Raw genomic sequence first — 25134 nt, 5'->3', positions numbered from 1 at the left:
CGCTTTACTTAATCGAAAAGGTTTTTGAGACTGATGACAAACGCCATGCCTGATGCGCTGCGCTTATCAGGCCTACAAGGCAATCGCCATCTGCTGAATTTGCGCTGTTCTGTAGGCCGGATAAGGCGTGTAGGCCGCATCCGGCATGAACAGCGAGCACTTTGTCCATAATCGAAAAGGTTTTCAGGGTGAGAACCTTTGAGACAGATGACAAATGCCAACATGCCTGATGCGCTACGCTTATCAGGCCTACAAGGCAATCGCCATCTGTTGAATTTGCGCTATTCTGTACGCCGCATCCGGCATGAACAACGAGCACTTTGTCCATAATCGAAAAGATTTTCAGGATGAGAACCTTTGAGACTGATAACAAACGCCAACATGCCTGATGCGCTGCGCTTATCAGGCCTACAAGGCAATCGCCATCTGTTGAATTTGCGCTGTTCTGTAGGCCGGATAAGGCGTTCACGCCGCATCCGGCATGAACAATGAGCACTTTGTCCATAATCGAAAAGATTTTCAGGGTGAGAACCTTTGAGACTGATGACAAACGCCAACATGCCTGATGCGCTGCGCTAATCAGGCCTACAAGGCAATCGCCATCTGTTGAATTTGCGCTGTTCTGTAGGCCGGATAAGGCGTGTACGCCGCATCCGGCATGAACAACGAGCACTTTGTCCATAATCGAAAAGGTTTTCAGGGTGAAAACCTTTGAGACAGATGACAAATGCCAACATGCCTGATGCGCTACGCTTATCAGGCCTACAAGGCAATCGCCATCTGTTGAATTTGCGCTGTTCTGTAGGCCGGATAAGGCGTGTACGCCGCATCCGGCATGAACAACGAGCACTTTGTCCATAATCGCAAAGATTTTCAGGATGAGAACCTTTGAGACAGATGACAAATGCCAACATGCCTGATGCGCTGCGCTTATCAGGCCTACAAGGCAATCGCCATCTGTTGAATTTGCGCTGTTCTGTAGGCCGGATAAGGCGTGTACGCCGCATCCGGCATGAACAACGAGCACTTTGTCCATAATCGAAAAGATTTTCAGGGTGAGAACCTTTGAGACTGATGACAAACGCCAACATGCCTGATGCGCTGCGCTAATCAGGCCTACAAGGCAATCGCCATCTGCTGAAGGTAGCGTGGCGCGTACCTTTTCCTTACCCTGGAACGTGACTTCACGGACGAAAAATTCCAGGAAAAGTATCGGCCAGGGTAATGCGAGAGAATCCGTTGTGACGGTTTTCTGTGGTAAAAAGGACATGCTATAAAAGTCCTGGCTGTTTTTGTGAAATCAGTGTTATTAGTGTATTCACACCACTTTTCAACGCCAACAGTTCTTTCTTATTCCAGTGAGGATGCCAGACTTTCCCTTTTGGTGTCATGGAGGGTAGATTACATCCCCAGAAAAGTTTACCGTCTATAATATGTCTGACCTCATTGGTCAGATAGTCATCGGCGGGAATTTTCAGCGCGATAGCAATATCGTCCAGTAAATTATAATTATCTACTATAAATGAACATCTTCTTTTGCTGGTATGAAAATGGATAGAGAGGCCGTTTATTGCGATAAGAAAAGCATCTATATCCAGAATTAATGGCTCGTCCCAATGGATATCAACCAACGGAAATTGCTCACAGAAATTCTGCATTTCCTCTGGTGAATCTGCAGTGTAAATCAGGCCATTAGCGTTGGTAAGAATATCGCCTTCGGCCCACATTATCAGCTTTTTTTCGCCTTTTGCCTGATAAAAAATCGGCTGCGCATACTGTAACTCAGGTTCATTTTCCATTTGCGTAATACCTTTTAAGCAATGAACAGGGAATTAATCACCTGTTTTATCGGTTAAATAACTTGAGTCATAAGAGTCAAAATCCCAGCAAGAAGCAGCACTCCTCCGGGTAACATATGCAGTAGCCGCTTACCGACCGGGATATAGCTTACCACTTCAACTTTATAATTCGTATTGATAACGCCAGGGTTAGTACAGATAATATCATAATTACCGGGTCTTCGGTTACCGTTAAATAAGCCGAGGATATGCATTTTATTACCGCTAAAATCTTTATTGTGAATATAAGCGCCCAGCGATCCTTTACGTTGTAGAGGAATAGAGAGATGAGCGCCAGATGCTTTAATGGTGAAATCAGCAGTATAAAATCCGGCTCCAGGCAGATCTGCGCCAATACCGCTGCGTAGAGGAATAGTAATGGCTATCGCGTATTGTCCGGTACTGGGCAAGGTTACTGTGCCGCTAAAAGCTGGCGCGGGTAAGGTGTAGCGCTTTTTGGGGAAGAAAGAACGGAATATACTGATAAACATCCAGAGAAAGCCGACAAAACATAAACCAGCACTTATATAGAAAATATTTAACTCATCCATAATTGTTTCTTATCCCTTACTGTTAATGCGCTATATTAGTTGAGATGAAGTATGCGCCATGGATAGCAGGTAATCAATATATTTGTCGCTTTCCTGGTTTAATACTCTGTTGACTCAAAGAGGGATGACCTGCAACAATAGATGTGTCACCTGCTCCGAATATTAAATATGAGGGGGAGATGAGTAAGTTGTTATATTATCGTTTAATGCGATAATATAACACTGGTGAATGATATTATTGTCGGCGATGGTGAATTTTCTATGACATACAGAAAACAGAGGCATTCAGAACTCATGTGAAAGCGGCATAGTGCCGCCTGCTCAGGAGTTTTGTTATGGCCCGAAATCGAGCTGAACGTCGCCATCATAGGGCGAGATTGAAAAAAATCCGTTGTCGGTATCATACTGCGGGTGACGGAAGTGTTAGAGCGGTTGGTGTATGTCTATGTACGCCTTGTGGTTGTTCTTGCTGGATGTGCGGTCATCAGCGTTACCATCATGGCCCACGGATGCAGGAAATTCGCGCGAAAGCAAAGTATACGGATTAGAGTGGAAATGAACTATTTTAAGGACGCGCATTTTTAGTAACCTTAACAGGAGACTAAAAATGTCAACATTTAATACCCAAAAAGACAGGGGGCGCAATGGCAAAGCGAAACCGCATAAACATACCAATTGTGCCTGCCTTACCGGTAAATGGTATCATGCACTGGAATGTTGTTGCTTAAATCTGTCTACGCCGGGCGATCATGACTGGAAGCGCCAGTACACTACGCTTCGCCGCCGCGCCAGCGACAGGCAAAATATTTATGCGGTATTATCCGGTATCGATCCTGATGGGATAAACTGGTTCCCGGATAATTACCCTGATATTTGGTACTATTAACTATCAATATATACTAAAAATCATTCGAGTTGTTTCAAGGTGGCAAGCGTGAAGCCCTGGAAGCGTACATAAGTACGTGACCAGGGTGAGCGAGCGTAGCCAACGCAGAAGCAACTTGAATGACTTTGAACATATATAGATTTTATGAATGACTGGTGTTATATGAAAATATTGCGGTTATCAAAAAATTCGCCGCCAGATGGTGATGAAGATATATGGTCGTTTGGGCTTTTTATCGTGGGCGCGGTGGTCACTTTTTTTGTCATGAATAAAATTTTGTCAGACGATATGAATTCTGGCGTCAGATACGCTTTAATTGGCCTCACTGCCATCATGGGAGGCTATCTTTTGGCTTATTTACAGGTGATTATAAGAGCATTAGTATTATTTATAGGTTTCTCTTTCATATTGCTTGAATTTTTAGTTGGACTCGCATTTGTGTGTGTGTTTATATATTTGGCCTGTGAATTTATATATATAATTGCAATATCATAAATATAAAGTTAAACAAAATGCAGGCTGATTTAACCTGCACTTATTTATCTATTCACCTTCACCCGGAAACAAAAACGGGTTAATCGAGCTACGGGCAAACCCTTCTTGCTCCATCCGCGCATCCAGCACCAGCGAGGCCAGATCATCTGCCACGGCTTCAACTTTCGGTTCTTTTTCCTGATAAAGAATCTTCAGGTAAGTGCCACAGTCATCGCAGCTTTCGGCTTTAATTGCGGCCTGTTCGTCATCCAGTGACCAGTAATGCAGTTTGCCGCTCTGTTCACAGTTGCTGCATTTTACGCGCACCACATGCCATTCGGTTTCACACAGGTTGCAGTGCAGGTAACGCAGGCCCTGAGTCGTGCCAATTTGCACCATACTGGAAACCGGCATAGAACCACAAACCGGGCAATATTGACGTTGTTCGCCGTATTCTGCGCGCGCTTTGCCGGGGATTAGATTAGCCATCTGCGCCCAGTAGAGCGACAGTGCCGCCCAGATAAACGGCGCTTTATCACTGCTGACGGACGAGAAATCAGAAGCAAACAACGCACTGGCCATATCTTCCAGCTCCTGAGTTGATGCCTTCTCCAGATTCTCAATCACGGCCAGCGCCGGGCCGCTCATTTCAGGCTTCAGCTCAGCAATCAGCGCCATCAGCAGTTTTTGCCAGTGCTTATCACGTGGCAGGACGTGAATATCCAGCGGTGGCTTGCCCTGTGCGCTGGCTTCTTTAATGCGCGCGGTCAGATCCATCTCCAGCGGATGGTCGTACAGCACCACTTCCTGGGCGTGGGCGATAAGCGCAGCAAAGCGCAGGTAATCACCCAGCGGATTATTTTCTGCCAGCTCGCGCAGGCGCTCGGCGCGGCGGTTGTATAAATTCTTGAGCCGAGGGAACAATAACGGCGGAATCATATCCGCCGTACGTTTCTCGCTCGAACCCAGCTCATCTTGCGGGATTATGCGAATACTCATTCAGCTTTTTTTTCCGTTGTCTTGCGGACCTCACGGTACCAGCGCGGGTGATGTTTCTTCGCCCATGCGCTGGTAACCCATCCTTCCACCATGGCGGTAATCGTGCCTTTCACCCAAAGGGCGGCGTAGATATGCACCATGATAACCACAATTAACGCCACTGCGGCAAATGAATGCAGCATTAACGCGAATCGGATCACCGGGATTGAGAAAGCAGGCGCAAAATAAGGACGCCAGATAATCACGCCACTCACCAGCAGCAGGACCAGGAATATAATCGCCGCCCAGAAAACGCATTTCTGACCGAAGTTATAACGCCCGGTGTCACCTACTTCCTCGTTGACGACGATCTTACGAATATTCTTCGCCCAAAAGATATCATCCCGATTGATTAGGTTGTGATGCCAGTAACGGAAAAACATGATGATGAACGAGGCAAACATAACCACGCCGACAAACGGGTGCAGGATCCGCGCCAGCTGCGGTGTGCCCATGATTTGCATCAACCAGTTGAAGGATGGGAACAAAAAGCCCAGTCCGCTCACCGCCGCCAGGATGAAGCAGAAGGCGGTGATCCAGTGGTTGATACGTTCCGGTGCGGTGTAGCGCACGATGGTGTCACGTCGTTTCATTTGCGCTCCTCGTCTTTCTCTTCGTGCAGATTATTCTCTTCCTCATCCGCACGGTTCGGGCCGACACCCACGTAGTGGAAGATACTGGCAGCGAAGGTAGCCGCAAAGCCAACAGCGGCGAGCGGTTTCCAGATGCCTTTCCAGAATTTCACGGTTTCGCTGATTTCCGGATTCTCCGGCAAGCCATGATACAGATTCGGCTTGTCAGCATGGTGCAGCACGTACATAACGTGCGTACCACCAACGCCCGCCGGATCGTACAGACCCGCATTGTCGTAACCGCGGGTTTTCAGCTCTGCCACGCGCTCGCTTGCCAGCGTTTTCATCGACTCTTTCGTACCGAAATGAATCGCGCCCGTTGGGCAGGTCTTCACACAGGCTGGTTCTTGCCCAACCACCACGCGGTCAACGCACAGCGTACATTTGTAGACGCGGTTGTCTTCCGGGTTGAGGCGCGGAATGTCGAACGGACAGCCAGCAATGCAATAACCGCAGCCGATGCACTGCTCGGACTGGAAGTCGACGATACCGTTGGCATACTGAATAATTGCCCCTTCTGCCGGGCACGCTTTCAGGCAGCCGGGATCGGAACAGTGCATACAGCCGTCTTTGCGGATCAGCCATTCCAGTTTGTCGTTCTGCTCCACTTCCGAGAAGCGCATTACCGTCCACGATTTGGCGCTTAAATCATTGGGGTTGTCGTACACCCCAATGTTATTGCCGACGGTATCGCGAATGTCGTTCCACTCTGAACACGCCACCTGACAGGCTTTACAGCCGATACAGGTAGTGACGTCGATGAGTTTCGCCACTTCTTCCTGGAAGTCCCGCGCCTGAGGCGCGGGGGTCAGACCGTTAGTCGCGGAACGACGAATGATATCTTGAGATTGGTAAGCCATATTTCGTCTCCGTTTACCCTTCATCTTTCAGCTTGCAGGTTCGCTGGCTTCCTTATTCATCCCGGTCACATAGTGTTTCTATGCTCCCGGTCTTTATGGCGTCGCCAGCTCCCTGCAATCTGAAATCTATTGGGTATCCACCTTTTCCACATTCACGAGGAAGGATTTAAACTCTGGTGTCTGCGTGTTCGCATCACCAACGAATGGCGTCAACGTATTGGCAATAAAGCCTTTTTTCGCAACACCTTCATAGCCCCAGTGAATCGGAATACCAATGGTATCGATATCTTTGCCGTTCGCTTTCAGCGTGCGGATACGTTTGGTCACCACCGCTTTGGCTTTGATATAGCCACGATTGGAGGAGACTTTCACCGTATCACCCTGCGTGATGCCGAGTTTATTCGCCAGCTTCTCGCCAATCTCCACGAACTGTTCCGGCTGGGCGATAGCGTTAAGCAGCGCATGCTTGGTCCAGTAGTGGAAGTGCTCGGTCAGACGATAGGTGGTTCCGACATACGGGAACTTATCGGCTTTACCCAATGCTTCGGCGTCGTCTTTAAAGATACGTGCAGCCGGGTTTGAGATAACGTTTGGATGCAGCGGGTTAGTCCCCAGCGGCGTTTCAAACGGCTCGTAGTGTTCCGGGAACGGACCTTCTGCCATCTTATCGAGGGCAAACAGACGTCCCATGCCTTCCTGCTGCATGATAAACGGCCCGACGCCGCTGCCCGGAGGCGCTGCGCTGTAGTCCGGAATATCCCAGCCGGTCCACTTAGTGCCGTCCCATTTCAGCAACTGACGCTTCGGATCCCACGGGTTACCCTGCGGGTCTGCGGAGGCGCGGTTATACAGGATGCGGCGGTTAAGCGGCCATGCCCATGCCCAGCCCAGCGTGTTGCCGAGGCCAGACGGATCGGCGTTATCGCGCTTAGCCATCTGGTTACCTTCCGGCGTCCAGCTACCGGCGAAAATCCAGCAGCCACAGGAGGTGGTGCCGTCATCGCGCAGTTGGGCGAACGAGCTAAGTTGCTGGCCTTTCTTGACGATAACCGCACCGGTTGCCGGATCGGTAATATCGGCCAGCGCCTTACCGTTGCTCTCCATCGCCACTTCTTCCGACTTCGGCTCATGCGGAATGGCGTAGTTCCAGGTCATGTTCAGCACCTGGTCCGGGTTTGCGCCGCCCTGTTCGGCATACATCTTGCGCAAGCGCAGGAAGATACCGGAGAGGATCTCGCCATCAGTCAGCGCAATCCCTGGGGCGTCCGCACCTTTCCAGTGCCACTGCAACCAGCGACCGGAGTTAACGATTGAACCGTCCTCTTCCGCGAAGCAGGTCGATGGCAGGCGGAACACTTCGGTCTGGATCTTCGACGAATCAACGTCGTTCAGCTCACCGTGGTTCTGCCAGAAGTTAGAGGTTTCAGTGTTCAGCGGGTCGATAGTCACGAGGAACTTCAGTTTCGACAGACAACCGATCACTTTGTTTTTGTTAGGGAATGAAGCAACAGGGTTAAAGCCCTGGCAGATATAGCCATTGACCTTGCCCTCTTTCATCATTTCGAAGTATTGCAGGACGTCGTAGCCTTTATCCCACTTCGGCAACCAGTCAAAGCCCCAGCTATTTTCCGCTGTCGCTTTATCGCCAAAGAAGGCCTTCATCATGGAGACGAAGAATTTCGGGTAGTTGCCCCAGTAGTTAACCTGGCCTTCCAGCAGCGGTTTCGGGGTGTTGGCGGTAAGGTAGGTTTGCAGATCGGTCTGCTTCTCGCTTGGCAGCGTCATGTAACCTGGCAGGCTCTGCGACAGCAGCCCCAGGTCCGTCAGCCCCTGAATATTGGAGTGACCGCGCAGGGCGTTAACGCCGCCGCCTGCCATCCCCATATTGCCGAGCAGCAGTTGAATCATCGCCATGGTGCGGATGTTCTGCGCACCGATGGAGTGCTGTGTCCAGCCGAGCGCGTAGAGGAACGACGCGGTTTTATCATGTGCGCTGGTTTCTGCGATGTATTCGCAGACTTTCAGGAACGCGTCTTTCGGCGTACCACAGATGTTTTCAACCACATCTGGCGTGTAACGGGAAACGTGCTGTTTCAGCAAGTTCCACACGCAGCGTGGATGTTGCAGCGTGGTATCGCGTTTGGCGAAGCCGTTTTCGTCCAGTTCGTAAGTCCAGGAGGATTTATCGTACTTGCGTTTTTCCGCGTCGTAGCCGGTGAACAGGCCATCTTCAAAGCCAAAATCTTCACGCACGATCAGGCTGGCGTTGGTATAGGCTTCGGTGTATTCGCGGTTGAATTTTTCATTGTTCAGCAGGTACAGCAATACGCCTGACAGGAAAGCAATGTCAGTACCGGAACGAATCGGGGCATAGTAGTCAGCTACCGCCGCTGTACGCGTAAAGCGAGGATCGACAACAATTAGCTTCGCGCCGTTGTGAATTTTGGCTTCCATCGCCCAGCGGAACCCGACCGGGTGAGCTTCAGCGGCGTTACCGCCCATCACCACGACGAGGTTGGCGTTTTTGATGTCAACCCAGTGGTTGGTCATCGCACCGCGACCAAATGTTGGAGCAAGACTTGCTACCGTTGGTCCGTGTCAGACACGCGCCTGGTTGTCGACCGCGAGCATACCCAGTGCGCGGGAGAATTTTTGTGTTAAATAGCCGGTTTCATTGCTCGACGCAGATGCACACAGCATCCCGGTAGAGAGCCAGCGGTTAACGGTCACGCCTTCGGCGTTTTGCGCAATGTAGTTAGCATCGCGGTCTTCTTTCATCAGTTTGGCGATGCGATCAAACGCCTCTTCCCAACTGATTTGTTGCCATTTATCAGAACCTGGGGCACGGTATTCCGGGTACTTCAGACGGCTTTCGGAGTGGATGAAATCCACCAGGCCAGCGCCTTTCGGACAAAGTGCACCGCGGTTGACCGGGTGATCCGGGTCACCTTCGATATGGAAGATAGATGCTTTGGCGTTTTTTGCTCCGTCACCGAGGCTGTACATCAACAGCCCACAGCCTACGGAACAATAGGTGCAGGTATTACGGGTTTCGCGGGTGCGCAGTAGTTTATACTGCCGGGTTTCCGCGAGCGCTACGCTGGGTGCAAAACCCAGTGCCGCTGCCGTGGTGCCTGCCATACCGCCAGCGCAGATCTTAAAGAACTGCCTTCTGCTGACCTGCATGGATTGCTCCTTGTTTCGACATTGTCACGTCCCATTTACATTCGCTTGCTGCGTGTGCAGGGAGTGGGAGTTATTTTTCTTTGCGGAAGGAGCCGCAAAGGTCCAGAATTGGCCCAATTTCCCTCCATTCAGGAAGGGTTTGTAACAGAATACCATAATGTTGGTGTGTGTGTTCTTATCTGGTTAAGAGAAAGTGAAAAAAACACAGCAAAAAGAAATCGAAAATGTGATAAATATCACAGGTGTTCGTCAAATTGAGTTATGGCGGCGTGACGATTTACAACACCCACGGTTAGATGAGGTGGCAGAAGAGGTTCCCGTTGCGCTGGTCTACAACGGCATTTCGCACGTGGTGATGATGGCTTCGCCCAAAGACCTTGAGTACTTTGCGCTCGGTTTTTCGCTTTCCGAGGGGATTATCGAAAGTCCGCATGATATCTTCGGCATGGATGTCGTTCCTTCCTGTAATGGTCTTGAAGTACAAATTGAGCTTTCCAGCCGCCGCTTTATGGGGTTGAAGGAGCGCCGCCGGGCGCTGGCGGGGCGTACGGGCTGTGGTGTCTGTGGCGTGGAGCAACTTAGCGATATCGGAAAACCGGTGCAGCCGCTGCCGTTCACCCAGACGTTTGATCTCAACAAACTGGATGATGCATTACGTCATCTCCATGATTTCCAGCCAGTGGGACAACTGACCGGTTGTACTCACGCCGCCGCCTGGATGTTGCCATCTGGCGAACTGGTTGGCGGGCATGAAGATGTGGGCCGCCATGTGGCGCTGGATAAACTGTTAGGTCGCCGGGCGCAAGAAGGGGAAAGCTGGCAACAAGGTGCGGTGTTGGTTTCCAGTCGTGCCAGTTATGAAATGGTGCAAAAGTCGGCGATGTGCGGGGTAGAAATTCTCTTTGCGGTGTCTGCCGCGACCACACTTGCTGTAGAAGTGGCTGAGCGCTGTAATCTGACGCTGGTAGGCTTTTGTAAACCGGGTCGGGCAACGGTTTATACCCATCCGCAGCGTTTGATTCATAATTAAAGAAATACCGCAATTCTGATCCTGGATTGCGGTTTTATTTTTCTATTAAATAATCCTCAATATATTATTCAGCATTTAAATAATAACCTCATCACAAGAAATTATCTCGTTAACTCCGGTTTATATCGATATACTCCAGTCGCATTAATCCTGTAAGAATTAATCATTATTTATATAAGACATTTTGTTTTAATCATCGCGTCAATAAATAAATGTTTCCGATGAGTGAATGAAAATAACAAACCTTGCACCGGTTGTAAAAAACAGCAATGTATTTTCAATAGTAGGTGATGGATTATGAGTATTGAAAAATGAGTACATTACAGTTAGCTGGCAGTTCATATTCTACAGAAGTTAATTTAAACGGCTTAATTGAGGTGCTCAGTAAGCATCTTTACTCCACTCCCGTGGTTGCCGTGCGCGAGCTGGTGCAAAACGGCCATGATGCGATCGTACGCCGCAGGATTGAGCAGCCCGATGCGCCAAAGGATAACGCGATTCGTGTGGTGGCAGACGTGGCGAAGTCCACCATCACCATTACCGATACCGGTGCGGGTCTGACAGAAAACGAAATTCACGGCTTCCTGGCTACAGTGGGCGTGGGGTATACCCGAATGTTGCGCCAGCAGGATGACAACACCGGTTTGATTGGTATGTTCGGCCTCGGTTTTTTGTCGGCATTTGTGCTGGCAAAAGAAGTCACAGTATTGACCACATCCTGGCAAACACCGGATCAGAGCTGGAAATACCACTCTACCGACGGGCAAAAATATACCGTTACGCCGCATCAGTCCTCGGAAACGGGTACGCAGGTGATTCTGACGCTCAAAGAAGAGTACAGCCATCTGGCGAGTGACAATTTACTGAACCGCGTTCTTTCCCGCTACTGCATATTGTTGCACGAACCGGTCTATGTCGGCGATGCCGGCGAGCCGGTAAATAAACTTCAACCACCGTGGCGTGAGGTTGCCCCCGAAGGCGTAACCATGCACCGCGCGCTGGTGCAGCGTAAAAATCTCGCCTTTGCCGCCCAGTTTGAATCCTCCTTCGAACCGATTTGCACCATTCCGGTAGTACCTGCGGGGATGAGCGATGCGGTCGGGATTTTATGGATTCAGGACGGCGCAACCTACGGCACCAGCGATAACCGCAACTTGTCGTTGTTTTTGCGCGGTATGTTACTTGATGATGAAGCGCGTGAGTTGTTACCGCCCTGGGCCGGATTTATTGGCGGCGTGATTGAGTCATCGAAACTGACGCCGACGGCGAGCCGGGAAGATCTCCAGCGGGATGAAACCTGGGTTGCGGTACAGGAGGCGCTAAAAGAGGCGCTGATTTCAGGTTTGTCCGATCTCGCACAAAACCAGCCAGAAATCTGGCGGCGTGTATTAATGCGCCACAACGAAGCGTTGCTGGGTGCGGCCTTGTGTGATGATCGTCTGTTTGATTTACTCAAAGACCGCTTGCAGATACCAACGTCAAAAGGGGCGCTACTGGCGAAAGATTTACGCGTTAATAACAGTATTCATATTCTGTTAAGCCGCGACGGCGGTTTTGAAGAGATGCTGTTTCATATTTTGCAACGACCCGTTGCTCGTGGCGATCGTTATGCGGTGGTGCCATTTTTACGCCGTTGGGCGCTGTTATATCACTGTCGGATTATCGAAGTCGGTACGCAAACGGGCAATGAGCAGTTGTTCAGCCTGGCGGAATTACCCGAAGAGCAGGTGGCTTATCTGGAAGAGCATCTCTGTGACGGTGAGCAATTAATTATTTCTCGCTTCGAACCGGCAGTTTTACCGTTAGTGGTCACGCCAGACCGCGAAGCGGAATTAAAACAAATTCTCGAACAGGATGACGCAGATAAACGCATTAGCACCGCAGCGTTAATGCTGGCGCGACAATTTACTTCGCAAATCCAAAAGACCAAAACCTCAAGTCTGTATATCAACCTTAATAACCCCTGCATCATGCAACTGGTGATGGCATTACAACATCAACAACAGCCAGCGGCGGCATTACGGTTATTAAAGTCGCTGAAAGTGATTTTGTGCTCCAGCGGTAATAAAGAGCAGCAGTGGGATTTGCACCAGGCACTGGAAGATTTTACTCAGTTTATCCCTGTTTTAATTAATCAAGGAAAATAAAATGGATACATGGGAGTGGTATAACAAATATAGTCAGGAGCTGCGCGATGCCGGGCAGGAGTATATTCCGCAGCTTATTGATGATTTTTCAGAAAGTGTTTTGCACCTGCAAATAGAAAAGTGCGATTCGTTATTACCAGAGATGAAAGCGCTGAACCAGGTAGCAAAAAATCCGTGGCTGGAAATATTTATCGGCCATTGGGAGATGCGCCATCGCCTGACTAACTATGAAGAAGGTGAAAAAGTGCTGCCTGACGTGGTGGCGCTGTTTGAAAAAGCACACCGGGAAGAGGCGAAAGATTGTCCGCAATCCATTTGTGTTACTCAGGATTTATCTGCCTGCTATGAAAATATTGATGGCCCAGGCTGGGCCAATGAGCGTATGGCGGTGTGCGAAGAAACCATTGCGCGGATTGACCCGACCTGGAGCTGTTTTATGTGTTTATCCTGCGAATATGCCAGTGCGCTGATGGACTCTAACAGAACAGAAGAAGCGTTGGTTTATATCGACAGGCAAATCGAGGCGGTGACAGCATCGGGGAGTGAATATTTAGAAGCGCTGCAGGCAACACGCGCCGATATTTTGGTTGCCCTTCAGCGCTACGATGAAGCTCGTGAAGTGATTGATGAACTGGCAAAAGAGAACGATTACTGGGGCCGTGACCACATCGGTTATCACCTCAAAAAACTGTACATCATGGCGTTATGTGGGCAGGACGAAGAGGTCTGGGAGGAACTGCCTCGTTGGTCAGATCTGACTCCCTATTCGTGGGGTATGTGGGTGAAGATTATTACCGTACTGCTTCCTCGCCATCCGCAGAGAAACCACTGGCAGCTGGCGCGTATCATCCAAAAAATGCTGGAGCAACGTTCGCAGGCCGGGGCGCACCGCAAAGCGGTAGATCTGGCAAAACTGCAAATCACTCTGGCGCTGGAGCGTGAATCCGTCTGGGTGGCCAAAATGGCGATGAAATTGGCCCAGCAGCACATACCAAAATTACGCTCATTATTGGGTGTCGATCGCGAGTTTCTCGAACTTAGCGAAAAAATAGCCGCCAAAGAAGCGGAACTGCTTGCTCGTCCGGTTGTAGAAGTACCTGAAAATAGCGACGAAGAAACGCAGCCAGATCCAGAAAAAGACGTCGAAATATTCCGCCGCGCTTATCTGAACACACCAGACGATGCGGAGTTACTGGGCAAACTGGTCAATGCGTTAAATGCCTGTAATGCGATTAATGAGTCGATTGAACTTCTGCAACGCTACGTTGAAAGCCACCTCCAGGAAGATAATGGTCTTTGCTTCGATCTATTGGATTTATTGCTCCACCGTAATGATCTGCAAACCATTGAGCACCTTGCGAAGCTATATGAACAGGCGGGTCTGCTACATATGGCCTTGTGGTTCCGTGCGCGAGTGATCAACCAACAGGAAGACTGGAGTGAACTGGAGTCGATTGGGCAACAGTTGCTGCAAAACGAAAAAGGGTGTGAGTGGGTTGGCGTGTATCGCATGTGTTCCTGGGCAGCACAAAAACAGGAAGCCTGGGACCGACAACTGGATTATTTACAACAATTGCAGCAACTGATGATTAGCCGTGAAGAAGATATTCGTAATCTCCAGTGGGATATCATGGCGACCGCCAGCATCCTGCAACAATGGGATTTGGTTCGTGCTATTGCTGCTGAACTGGAAATCGAACTCACGGAAGGGGAAGGTTTTATTGACGAAAAATGGGGGCTGTTAAACATCCGCTTCCGGGAAAATTATGAAGACCGCTATTACTACGCCCAGCGTATTGGGCCGGTGACGGCAAGAATTATTGAGCCAACTTACCGCACCGATTATCCGCAACATGTTGATGAGATAGTGGTTTTTGATGCGGAACTGTTGAACACCCGACCTGAAGATGAGGAAGAACAGAAGAATTTCACCCCACTTTATGGGTGCCTGAAAACCATTATCCCGACCGAGTACGGTGAATCATGGTTCTGTGAGGGCATCATACCTGGTGATGAGCAGCTCAATGTCTTCCGTGAGGCGCTACGTGAACGAAACTGGTACTACTGGAGTAACAGTAACGATGACTTTACGTTAACGGACAGTCATCAGGGAGAAGGTGCTGAGCCGCTCCTCGCGTTCTACTTTGTTATCAGTGCGCCGCGTTCAGTTCCCAAAGCGGATATCGATAAAACGCTGAATCAACTGACCGCTGACTGGGAACATCCGTTGTGCTGGTGGCGTCTTGCTAAAGCTGCCGGTGCGAATGAAGAGAAGCATGCTGCTATTTCTGAACGTTATGGAATGTAGGTGAGAGCTTATATTCTGCGCCAGTAGTAGAGCGGATAATTAAAATAGCGCCTGCGATTTATATTTTAAATCGCAGGAATTATTCGGTCTATGAATGATTTCGCTTTGTTTATAAGCAAAATGTGTATAGTGACGGATCATTTTTTCATTTAAAATATTATCTCTCTTATCTATATATTTATAAGGCAATTAAATGAAAAGGAATTTATTATCTTCCGCTATTATAGTCGCTATCATGGCCCTCGGTATCACGGCGTGCGATGATAAAAAAGCTGAAACTCCCCCGCCCGCCAATAGCCAGCCCGCCGCACCGGCTCCTGAAGCTCCCGTTGCAAAAGCAGAAGTTAAACCTGAAACGCCTGCGCAACCGGTGGTCGATGAACAAGCTGTTTTCGACGAAAAAATGGATGTCTATATCAAGTGCTACAATAAGTTACAGATCCCAGTACAGAACAGTCTGGCGCGTTACGCTGACTGGCTGAAAGATTTTAAACAGGGGCCAACGGGTAAAGAGAGCCTTGTTTATGGCATCTACGGCATTAGTGGATCCAATCTCTCTGAGTGTCAAAAAGGAATAAAAAGAGTCGTGGCGTTAACGCCTGCGCTGCAACCTATTGATGGCGTGGCGGTGAGTTATATCGATGCTGCCGTAGCGTTGGGTAATACTATTAACGAAATGGATAAATATTACACCCAGGAGAATTATAAAGACGATGCGTTTGCGAAAGGGAAAACGCTGCACCAGACATTCTTAAAAAATCTTGAAGCCTTTGAACCTGTAGCAGAATCTTATCATGCGGCGATTCAAGAAATTAATGATAAGCGCCAGCTTGCAGAACTGAAAAATATTGAAGAAAGAGAAGGGAAAACATTCCACTACTACTCTCTGGCGGTCATGATTTCAGCGAAACAAATTAATGGCGTGATTTCGCAAGATAAGTTTGATACAGAAGCGGCAATGAAGAAAGTGTCTGAACTGGAAACGCTGGTGGCGCAGGCCAAAGAAGCGGATAAAGGCGGTATGAATTTCTCGTTCATTAATTCGGCAGACCAATATCAACTCGAGGCTAAAAAATATGTTCGCCGCGTCAGAGATAAAGTCCCGTACTCTGATTGGGATAAAGAGCAACTTCAGGATGCAAACACCAGCTGGATGGTCCAGGACTCTTTCCCGAAAGCATTACGCGAGTATAACGAAATGGTTGATGATTATAACCGTCTGCGTTAAACGTTTTTGTTTTTGCTGAGAAATATAAGGTCGGATGCGGCGTAAATGCCTTATCCGACCTAAATGTCGTTAAGCCGTGTTAGCGGTGCATCCGACCACTTTCATCCCTGGCGAAGTAATGCCATAAACCCTTCATACCCCGTTAGCCCGGCAATAGTCTCCGCTGGATGTTGGCACAGTACGCTGGCAAGATAGCTGAATATTTTCAACTCGTGGCGCGCATCGGCTGCGGCGCAGGCGATTAACACATGGTTAATGACTTCGTTATTCACCTCAATTGGTTGGGCGAGGGTAATAAAAAATCCGCGAAAACGTCGCTCCTGTTCGCTCCAGCAATGTGGGATGGCGAGACGATTAACAATCAGGTTTTCACCTTCGTCCTCGCGGGCGATGATCCGTTGTGCTTCATCGGCGGTAATATGGTGTTGCGTCACTAATTGCGCACAAATTTTCCGGGTAATATGTTGCCAGCTTTCACCGCGTACATTCGAATAATGAAAACTTCCGGGAGCAGAGAAAAAACGCTCCGGTTGCTGGCGAATAAATGCCGTCGCCAGAAAATGTTTTATTTGTTCGATACCGGCGGCAGTAATAATGTTTTTTACGGTGATGTAATTATTAACCGCGTCATCCAGTAAATAATGGCTGTTATTAATGATCAATAATGGTTCGATCTCTTCGCGAATGGCAACAAGTTCGCTTAAGCTACGGGCAATAATCACCCGACAATGTAACACATCGCGCTCAATGGCGAGCTGATTAATAGTGGCAATCGCGTTCTGGTCCGAGAGCAAAATGATCGGCTGGCGTTCGTTTTGATGCCGCTCCAGTGCACAGGCAAAATACAAACCGATCAGATCGCTGTCGAAAAGGGGAATATCGAGCTGTTCACGCAGTAGCGTAATAAAGTACAGGCTCATATCAAAGGCCGCAGGCCAGGCGGCTTTCATGTTAATCATGCTGCTTTGGCGGTGCTCACCAATCCACACTGGTGCGGCAAGGCAACGTAATAAATGCCCGGTAATATTCTCAACCAACTGCGTATCAATAATATTCAATGACGCGATGCCCGGCACCCTTTGCAGCAACCCCTGCACATTATCGGTAGAAATTACCTGCGCTTGCTGATGCTGTTTCTCTATCAAACCCGTCAGGGCTCTTACAGCATTATCACCAAGAAACAGACCGCTCTGTTCAACAATTTGTTTTATCTCGTTACCGGGATAATCCGGCCATTCGTCGGTCAGTTGATTACGCAGGGCGTAAATAGCCAGAATCAGGCTGGAGAGATAATCACCCTGCATGAGCGGCCAGCGGTGTTGGTTGTCGCAGGCCGAGGATAAATGCTGAAAGTTGTCTCGTGTGACGCCCGCCAGAGGAATTAAAAACGGATCTTTGCGCAGCAAGTTTGCCAGCAAGATAACGCGCTTCTCTTCTGTCTCATCAATGAAATGGCCCAAACCAGGGCGACTGGTCAGGCAACAAGTACGTTCATAACGCTGCTTTAATCGTGGCAGACGCTCTGCTACCCAGGTTTCCGGCAAATTAAGCGCCGAGGCGAGTTGCGCACGCGGGGTAAAGGTATTCAGTAATAACATCGCCAGCAGCCGATCGTCATTATCATGCTTTTGCAGCAACTGAAAAAAGCTGCGGCGCTCGAAGATTTCCAGTTGATAGCCCGCGCTGCCACTGGCAGAGATGCGGGCTTTGCCGTTGAGAGTAAAGTTGAGATAGTCAATATCACGCAGGATGGTCCTGCCGGAAACGCCAGTCTGTTGCGCCAGCTCGCTAGGCGTGCGCGGCTGTTGCTCCAGAAGATCGATAATCTTCAACTGGCGTTCATTCAGCATCATTCCACCTGACGGAACTGGTTGAACGCGTTGACTTTCTCCGCGGTTAAAGTGGTCAGAAAATCCCGTATCAGTGTGAGCAGAGCATCATAATCGGTCTTTGAAATCATGCCGCTATTGGCGTGCAGATAGCGAGTTGGCAGACACAACGCGACAACCGGACGACCACCACCCATCACGTTGTAGCGTCCACCATCCGTCGCACCGGTTTTCATAATGCAAAACTGCAGCGGCAAATCGCTGTGCGCGGCACTGCTTTTTAACGCCGCGACCAGCTTCTGGTTGGGAAAGTAGCGCTTATCGAACAGCATCATTCCCGGCCCCTGGCCCAGTTTCAGCGGGTATTTGATGGTATCGATGCCAGGGACATCGCCAGCGACGGCGGTATCCAGCACAATCACCACATCCGGTTTAATGTGCTCAGCCGACGTTTGCGCCCCACGCAGCCCAACTTCTTCTTCTACACTGCCCACGCCATACAGGGTAATTTCGGGATTATTTACCGTCTGTAGCAGCTCTGCCATCATCGCGCAGCCGATGCGATTATCCAGCGCCTTACCGACGACTTTATCTTCACCCCAGCAGGCAAAATTGGCTTCCGGGCTAATAAAATCGCCAATCGCAACGCCGCGTTTTTCCACTTCTTCGCGACTATTCGCGCCAATATCAATGAACATCTCATCAAATGACAGCGGTTGTTGCTTTTGCTTTTCCGTTAACGCATGAGGCGCGACGGAACCGATAACACCAGGGATTTTCGCTCCCTTGTGGGTGCGTATCGTCACCCGGTGGTTGAGCATTGACTGGTTCCACCAGCCGCCAATGGTGGTGAAACGCAGAAAACCGCTCTCGTCGATATGCGTCACCATAAAGCCCACTTCATCCATATGCCCGACAACGGCAACTTTCGGCCCGCGATGCCCTTTGCGGGCAACAAAACTGCCCAGACCATCGAAGGTTATCTCATTGACGCAGGGTTCCAGCGTTTTGATGAGGATATTGCGAACTTCCTGTTCATCGCCGCTGACGGCGCAGGCTTCGCACAATTGTTGCAGTAACTCAATGTTCATGGACAAGCTCCTGTTGCGCGGCTTTGGCTTTGCGGCGTAACCATAATCCTTTTAGGACGATAATGAATGAAATGTTCAGCGCGAGGCCAATGGCCAGCACCAGATAAAACGAACCTACCGGAGACATCAGGCCGATCAGTGGGTCAAAGATACCCAAACCCGGTGCCAGACGTTTGATTCCAAAAGCGATCACCAGCACGCCGGTAATGCCCCCCGCCAACGTATTGGCGGTAATCATCGGCAACGGTGCCGCCAGCGCGTAAGGAATAGCCGGTTCGGTTGCGACCGTGGCACCGACCACAATGGCACTACTGGCTGCCTCTTTTTCCTGTTGAGTAAACAGTTTTGGTGCAATGAACGTAGCGATACCTGCGGCGACGGGCGGCATCAGCGCCACAACGCCGACAATGGCGTACCAGTCGTAAATGTGTTTTTCCAGCAGCGAGAAGCAGAAGAACCAGGCGGTTTTGTTGATGGGGCCGCCCATATCGAACGCCAGCATCGCGCCGACCAGAAACGCCGCCGCAAATTTCATTGATGGAGGAATGGTGTTAAGGAAGTGCAGCAGACCGCCCATGATATCGGACATCACCGGTCCGATAACGTAGTAAGTCAGTATGCCGAAGACCAGCAGAGTGACGAACGGAATAAGCATTGAACCGAGCAACGGTTGTAACGCTTTACCAAGACGCACTTTGCGAAACCAGAAGACGAAATAACCTATCGCCAGGCCCAACACCACTGCGCCGAGGAAGCCCGCGCCAGACTGTGTGCCGAGCAGAGCTTTGTCGTTCGCCAGATAACAGACCAGGAAGGCTGGGGCAAAAGCCGGTTTATCAGCAATCGACGAAGCAATATAAGCGCCCATGATGGGGATCATAAAGGTGAAGCCGAGGTAACCGATGGATTCGACAACCCAGGTAAACGATGGCGCGCCTTTCGACATATCGGTATACGGCAAGCCAAACTGTACCAGCATGTTGGCGAGCGCTACCAGAATACCGCCACCGATGACAAACGGCAGCGCCGCAGAGACGCCCGCCATCAGGTGGCTCATCACGCTGCCACTTTGTACTTCTTGTTTGCCGAGTTTCACGCCACTATCTGCGGCAAAAAGCTGCGAATTTGTCGGTAATTCACTAAAAATCTGATCGATATTTTTCAAGGCTTGAGAGATCGCAATCTCATAGACCTTCTTTCCGGCAAACCGCGCCCGGTCATCGCCGCTCAGGCCACGCCCGGTGGCGAGAATAACGTAATCGGCAGCGGCAATCTCTTCGCTGGACAAGCGGTTTTCGACGCCGCTGGAACCTTGGGTTTCAACTTTAATGGTATGGCCGAGAGAACGGGCTTTCTGTTCCAGGGCTTCTGCCACCATGTAGGTGTGAGCGATCCCGGCGGGGCAGTTGGTGATCGCGACAATACGTAAGGATGACTCCATCGCCACTTCCTTATGAGTTGAGGGTTTGATTTAACAAGGCAAGCACTTGATCAGCATCACCTTGTTGCAGTTGGTTGATAAAATCCTGGTGGATAATTTTACGACACAGTGTACCGATGATTTTGACCTGATCCTCTTCGCCACTTTGCGGTACGCCAAGGCAGATCCAGCAATTGACGTCTTCGCCGTCGCTGGCTTTCCAGTCAATAGGCTGGTTTTTACGGGCGAACAGCACAAACGGTTGGGTTACGCAGGAACTCTTACCGTGCGGCACAGCGACGCCCGAACCAAATCCAGTAGAGTGCATTTTTTCGCGCAGCAACAGGGTTCGCAGGAACTGGTGAGGGTTGGTGATAAAACCGTTTTGCAACGCCATTGTGGCCAGCTGTTTCAGAATTGAATAAGCACCATTGCCCTGAATATTCAGGTCAATACAGCTTGCAGTAAGAGCAGCCATTATCGGACTCCATGAAAAAACATTTCAGTTAATTGTAACGGCGGGGCGGTTTTGTGATGAGCGCGGATATGTCGTGAAGTCGTGACAATATAAGGCAGAGTGAAGGATAAATTTTGCGGTCTAAGGCACATATTGATGGGTTAAATAAATGTTGTGAATAAAAAATCATTATTTAATGATTTTGTGAATGTTTAACTGTCGCGGATGTTTTGCTGCCACGTTATTTATATTTGTGGCTTATGAGTCAGTTTGAATCATATCTAATATTTTTTACGATATTTAGTTAAAAACGGCACTATTGTTATATTCCTCACGTTCCAGGAAATCAGCGGATTTACTCATATTATGCGGCGGGATACTATCCATCGGCCTGCTGAAGTTGGATTTAAAATTCGAAAGTGCACACTTTATATTTCTCTATATACGTATTCCTTTTGGAAAGCGTAGGGCCTCCTTTATTTCAGGGAACGTAAATAATGAAAAAATCGACATTATCTTTAGCCATCGGTTTATTATTGGCATGTAGTACCGGTATGGCAAAAACACAGCATTTAACGCTGGAACAACGCATGGCATTGCTGGAAGAACGCTTGGAAGCGGCAGAAATGCGGGCGGCAAAAGCAGAGAGCCAGGTTAAACAGTTGCAGACACAACAAGCCGCTGAGATCCGCGAAATTAAGGCCGCTCAGGGCAATACGCCGGTAAATGGACAGGCAACGGCGGAATCTGCAAAGAAAAATGCCACCTCACCTAATCTTTTGCTTTCAGGTTATGGCGATTTAAAAATCTACGGCGACGTAGAATTTAATATGGATGCGGAAAGTAATCATGGCCTGCTGGCAATGACCAACGCTGATGTGAATAGCGATCCCACTAATGAACAGTGGAATCTCAATGGTCGTATTCTGTTAGGTTTTGACGGTATGCGAAAGATGGACAACGGTTATTTCGCCGGGTTCTCCGCACAACCGCTGGGGGATATGCACGGTTCAGTAAATATCGATGATGCGGTATTCTTCTTTGGCAAAGAAAACGACTGGAAGGTCAAAGTAGGCCGTTTTGAAGCCTACGATATGTTCCCATTGAATCAGGATACCTTTGTTGAACATTCCGGTAATACTGCGAACGATCTTTATGACGATGGCAGCGGTTATATCTATATGATGAAAGAGGGCCGCGGGCGCTCTAACGCTGGCGGTAATTTCCTCGTCAGCAAACAACTCGATAACTGGTATTTTGAATTAAACACGTTACTTGAAGACGGAACATCTTTATATAATGACGGTAATTATCATGGACGCGATATGGAGCAGCAGAAAAATGTTGCTTATCTGCGCCCAGTAATTGCCTGGTCGCCGACGGAAGAATTCACCGTTTCCGCAGCGATGGAAGCGAACGTGGTAAATAATGCTTATGGTTATACCGATAGCAAGGGTAATTTTGTCGATCAGTCCGATCGTACCGGCTATGGTATGAGCATGACCTGGAACGGCCTGAAAACGGATCCGGACAATGGCATTGTGGTTAATCTTAATACCGCCTATTTAGATGCTAATAATGAGAAAGATTTCACTGCCGGGATTAACGCGCTGTGGAAACGTTTCGAGCTCGGTTATATCTACGCGCACAATAAGATTGATGAATTCAGCGGTGTAGTTTGTGATAACGACTGCTGGATTGATGATGAAGGGACGTACACCATTCACACCATTCATGCGTCTTATCAGTTCGCTAATGTGATGGATATGGAGAACTTTAATATTTACCTCGGGACATATTACTCCATTCTGGATAGCGACGGCGATAAAAAACACGGTGATGATACTGATGACCGTTACGGCGCACGCGTTCGCTTTAAATACTTCTTCTGATGAAGGCGCGGTGCTGGATATTTTCCGGCACCGCAACTCATTAAGGCAGGTAAAACACTTCTTGCAGCTCGCTACTCACCGGGCTGTTATCCGGGTTAGCGGGCATAACATCGGTCATATATTTCCACCAACGTTGGCAGATTTCAGTGCTGGCTACCGCATTCCACCGTTCTTCAGATTCAATCTCTACCGTGGCAAACAGCAGATTACGCGCTTTGTCGAGGTAAATGGCGTAGTTATGCGCACCGTGAGATTTCAACACTGCTTCCAGTTCCGGCCAGATGGGGTTATGCCGACGCTGATACTCTTCGTGGGCGTCGGGGTTAACCTGCATGACAAAGGCTTTGCGGATCATGTTTGCTCCTTACAGCGCCAGCGCACTGGCTAGTGGCGTAACGCCGAAACGCTTGCCGAGCGCTATCAGCTCTTCACGGCTGATGGTCTGTTTCATGCCGCCCATCGAATACACCTTCACTAACACTTCCGCTGATTTTTCTGCGGTGTCGATTAAACCGAATGTTTCATCCAGCGTCGGTCCGGAACCGAACACACCGTGGAAGGGCCACAACACCAGCGAATGTTTTTGCATCTCGTGGGCAGTTGCCTGGCCGATTTCGTCCGTGCCGGGTACCATCCACGGCAGAATGCCAACGCCATCCGGGAATACCACCAGACATTCGGTGCTGCCTTCCCACAGTTGGCGAGTAAAGACCGCGGTGTCGTTTTCCAGTACATAGGTGAGGGCGATCAGGTTGGTGGCGTGGCAGTGCATGATCACCCGATCTTTACCGTTGGTTGCTTTAATGCGCTCGCAGTGGGAGAGAAAGTGCGCCGGAAGTTCAGAGGTGGGGACGGCTTCATTGGTTAACCCCCAGAGAATATGGTAGCCCGCGCCGTCGCTGTCGACTTTTACGACGCCTAAGTTCGCCGCAGGATCAAGCTGGACGTTACGGAAGAATTTGCCTGAGCCGGTGACGATAAACGGCGTATTTGCCAGTAAAGGCATGGGTTGGCTGAGTGGGATATAGCGCGGTTGTGCATGGAAGTTGTCTTGATAAGGCGCGATATCGGCGTCGTCCAGGCGTAGCGTCAGGTTGCCGCCGTTGCGCTCGTCCCAGCCTTTCAGCCAGGCGTCGGTGGTGGCTTTGATCATTCCCTAGACAAACCAGGATTGGGTAATGTTTTGCATGTTCTGTGTTCCTGTTAATTCGGTGTTGTCGGATGCACGACCCGTAGGCCGGATAAGGCACCCGTGCCGCATCCGGCAATCAATGCCTGATGCGACGCAGCCGCGTCTTATCAGGCCTACAACAGTTGGTGACCCGTAGGCCGGATAAGGCGCTCGTGCCGCATCCGGCAATCAATGCCTGATGCGACGCAGCCGCGTCTTATCAGGCCTACAATTGTTGGTGACCCGCAGGCCGGATAAGGCCCTTGTGCCGCATCCGGCAATCAATGCCTGATGCGACGCAGCCGCGTCTTATCAGGCCTACAACTGTGGGTGACCCGTAGGCCGGATAAGGCACTTGTGCCGCATCCGGCAATCAATGCCTGATGCGACGCATCCGCATCTTATCAGGCCTACAATTGTTGGTGACCCGTAGGCCGGATAAGGCGCTCGTGCCGCATCCGGCAATCAATGCCTGATGCGACGCAGCCGCGTCTTATCAGGCCTACAATTGTTGGTGACCCGTAGGCCGGATAAGGCACTTGTGCCGCATCCGGAAATCAATGCCTGATGCGACGCTGCCGCGTCTTATCAGACCTACAACAGTTGGTGACCCGCAGGCCGGATAAGGCACCCGTGCTGCATCCGGCAATCAATGCCTGATGCGACGCAGCCGCGTCTTATCAGGCCTACAACAGTTGGTGACCCGCAGGCCGGATAAGGCACTTGTGCCGCATCCGGCAATCAATGCCTGATGCGACGCAGCCGCGTCTTATCAGGCCTACAACAGTTGGTGACCCGCAGGCCGGATAAGGCACTCGTGCCGCATCCGGCAATCAATGCCTGATGCGACGCAGCCGCGTCTTATCAGGCCTACTGTTGGTGACCCGCAGGCCGGATAAGGCACTCGTGCCGCATCCGGCAATCAATGCCTGATACGACGCAGCCGCGTCTTATCAGGCCTACAACTGTTGATGACCCGTAGGCCGGATAAGGCACTTGTGCCGCATCCGGAAATCAATGCCTGATGCGACGCTGTAGTGGCACACTAAATTTGGCCACCTGATTAAAGGTGATATTCTCACTTCAACACAAAACA

The 25134-nt window shown here is 49.8% G+C and carries 20 protein-coding genes; 7 read left to right on the top strand and 13 right to left on the bottom strand.

The annotated features are described in order from the left end of the window. Window positions 1-4 precede the first annotated feature (4 nt). From A7090_RS16460 to A7090_RS16450, 3 genes are read right to left on the bottom strand one after another with little or no spacing between them, the layout of a single operon-like run. The gene (locus tag A7090_RS16460) at window positions 5-1270 is read right to left on the bottom strand and encodes a hypothetical protein (protein ID WP_105274832.1); all 1266 of its coding nucleotides are present in this window, start codon (window positions 1268-1270) and stop codon (window positions 5-7) included. A 1-nt stretch (window position 1271) separates the two neighbouring features. Then, on the bottom strand, window positions 1272-1799 hold the full coding sequence (locus tag A7090_RS16455; protein WP_105274831.1) for a hypothetical protein: 528 nt from the start codon (window positions 1797-1799) through the stop codon (window positions 1272-1274). A gap of 53 nt (window positions 1800-1852) precedes the next feature. Beyond that, window positions 1853-2389 (bottom strand): hypothetical protein, encoded by a 537-nt coding sequence (locus A7090_RS16450; RefSeq protein ID WP_105274830.1) that lies wholly within the window; start codon window positions 2387-2389, stop codon window positions 1853-1855. A gap of 607 nt (window positions 2390-2996) precedes the next feature. Here A7090_RS16450 and A7090_RS16440 point away from each other — a divergent pair. Both A7090_RS16440 and A7090_RS16435 read left to right on the top strand, forming a co-directional pair. Next, entirely contained in the window at window positions 2997-3275 is a 279-nt protein-coding gene (locus A7090_RS16440) for a hypothetical protein (protein ID WP_105274828.1), read from the top strand. Between the two features lie 162 nt (window positions 3276-3437). Beyond that, window positions 3438-3770, top strand: coding sequence for a hypothetical protein (locus A7090_RS16435; protein ID WP_157941469.1), 333 nt, complete (start codon window positions 3438-3440; stop codon window positions 3768-3770). 48 nt (window positions 3771-3818) lie between these two features. On the opposite strand, the gene fdhE is transcribed toward A7090_RS16435, so the two are convergent. From fdhE to fdnG, 4 genes are all read right to left on the bottom strand, one after another. Beyond that, window positions 3819-4748 carry a formate dehydrogenase accessory protein FdhE gene (gene fdhE, locus A7090_RS16430; protein ID WP_105274826.1) on the bottom strand — a complete coding sequence of 310 codons (930 nt, stop codon included), beginning with the start codon at window positions 4746-4748 and terminating at the stop codon, window positions 3819-3821. Then, a complete protein-coding gene (fdoI, locus tag A7090_RS16425) occupies window positions 4745-5380 on the bottom strand; it encodes a formate dehydrogenase cytochrome b556 subunit (protein ID WP_000829013.1) in 636 nt (211 codons plus the stop codon). Before fdoI ends, fdhE begins: the two co-directional genes overlap by 4 nt. Continuing rightward, on the bottom strand, window positions 5377-6279 hold the full coding sequence (fdoH, locus tag A7090_RS16420; RefSeq protein ID WP_000331377.1) for a formate dehydrogenase O subunit beta: 903 nt from the start codon (window positions 6277-6279) through the stop codon (window positions 5377-5379). The genes fdoI and fdoH overlap by 4 nt, the downstream gene beginning before the upstream one ends. Window positions 6280-6405: 126 nt before the next feature. After that, on the bottom strand, window positions 6406-9465 hold the full coding sequence (fdnG, locus tag A7090_RS16415) for a formate dehydrogenase-N subunit alpha (protein WP_157941468.1): 3060 nt from the start codon (window positions 9463-9465) through the stop codon (window positions 6406-6408). Between the two features lie 193 nt (window positions 9466-9658). Here fdnG and fdhD point away from each other — a divergent pair, with 193 nt between their 5' ends. From fdhD to A7090_RS16385, 4 genes are all read left to right on the top strand, one after another. Beyond that, window positions 9659-10495, top strand: coding sequence for a formate dehydrogenase accessory sulfurtransferase FdhD (gene fdhD, locus A7090_RS16400; RefSeq protein ID WP_105274823.1), 837 nt, complete (start codon window positions 9659-9661; stop codon window positions 10493-10495). A gap of 311 nt (window positions 10496-10806) precedes the next feature. Continuing rightward, window positions 10807-12642 carry an ATP-binding protein gene (locus A7090_RS16395; RefSeq protein WP_105274822.1) on the top strand — a complete coding sequence of 612 codons (1836 nt, stop codon included), beginning with the start codon at window positions 10807-10809 and terminating at the stop codon, window positions 12640-12642. A gap of 1 nt (window position 12643) precedes the next feature. After that, window positions 12644-14950, top strand: a complete 2307-nt coding sequence (locus A7090_RS16390; RefSeq protein ID WP_105274821.1) for a hypothetical protein — start codon at window positions 12644-12646, stop codon at window positions 14948-14950. A 193-nt stretch (window positions 14951-15143) separates the two neighbouring features. Further along, a complete protein-coding gene (locus A7090_RS16385; RefSeq protein ID WP_105274820.1) occupies window positions 15144-16178 on the top strand; it encodes a YiiG family protein in 1035 nt (344 codons plus the stop codon). 101 nt (window positions 16179-16279) lie between these two features. Here A7090_RS16385 and A7090_RS16380 read toward each other — a convergent pair whose 3' ends face one another. Genes A7090_RS16380 through A7090_RS16365 form a run of 4 tightly spaced genes read right to left on the bottom strand, consistent with a single transcriptional unit; the run spans window position 16280 to window position 20996 of the window. Then, the gene (locus A7090_RS16380) at window positions 16280-18028 is read right to left on the bottom strand and encodes a putative frv operon regulatory protein (protein WP_105274819.1); all 1749 of its coding nucleotides are present in this window, start codon (window positions 18026-18028) and stop codon (window positions 16280-16282) included. After that, complete coding sequence (locus A7090_RS16375) at window positions 18028-19098, bottom strand: aminopeptidase (protein WP_105274818.1); 1071 nt, start codon at window positions 19096-19098, stop codon at window positions 18028-18030. The genes A7090_RS16380 and A7090_RS16375 overlap by 1 nt, the downstream gene beginning before the upstream one ends. Beyond that, complete coding sequence (locus tag A7090_RS16370; protein WP_105274817.1) at window positions 19088-20539, bottom strand: PTS fructose-like transporter subunit IIBC; 1452 nt, start codon at window positions 20537-20539, stop codon at window positions 19088-19090. The genes A7090_RS16375 and A7090_RS16370 overlap by 11 nt, the downstream gene beginning before the upstream one ends. Window positions 20540-20549: 10 nt before the next feature. Further along, window positions 20550-20996 (bottom strand): PTS fructose transporter subunit IIA, encoded by a 447-nt coding sequence (locus A7090_RS16365; protein ID WP_105274816.1) that lies wholly within the window; start codon window positions 20994-20996, stop codon window positions 20550-20552. Window positions 20997-21472: 476 nt separating this feature from the next. Between A7090_RS16365 and A7090_RS16360 the strand changes: the two genes are divergently transcribed. After that, a complete protein-coding gene (locus tag A7090_RS16360) occupies window positions 21473-22867 on the top strand; it encodes a carbohydrate porin (protein WP_000749940.1) in 1395 nt (464 codons plus the stop codon). 40 nt (window positions 22868-22907) lie between these two features. On the opposite strand, the gene rhaM is transcribed toward A7090_RS16360, so the two are convergent. After that, window positions 22908-23222: an L-rhamnose mutarotase gene (gene rhaM, locus A7090_RS16355; RefSeq protein WP_000619508.1), complete on the bottom strand. Its 315-nt coding sequence runs from the start codon at window positions 23220-23222 to the stop codon at window positions 22908-22910. A gap of 9 nt (window positions 23223-23231) precedes the next feature. Then, window positions 23232-24020, bottom strand: a complete 789-nt coding sequence (gene rhaD / locus A7090_RS16350; protein WP_105274815.1) for a rhamnulose-1-phosphate aldolase — start codon at window positions 24018-24020, stop codon at window positions 23232-23234. Window positions 24021-25134 lie beyond the last annotated feature (1114 nt).

Source organism: Escherichia sp. MOD1-EC7003, from assembly GCF_002965065.1.
GTDB lineage: Bacteria > Pseudomonadota > Gammaproteobacteria > Enterobacterales > Enterobacteriaceae > Escherichia.
Note: the sequence above shows the minus strand (reverse complement) of the source record. Positions and strands in the feature narration are given on the sequence as shown.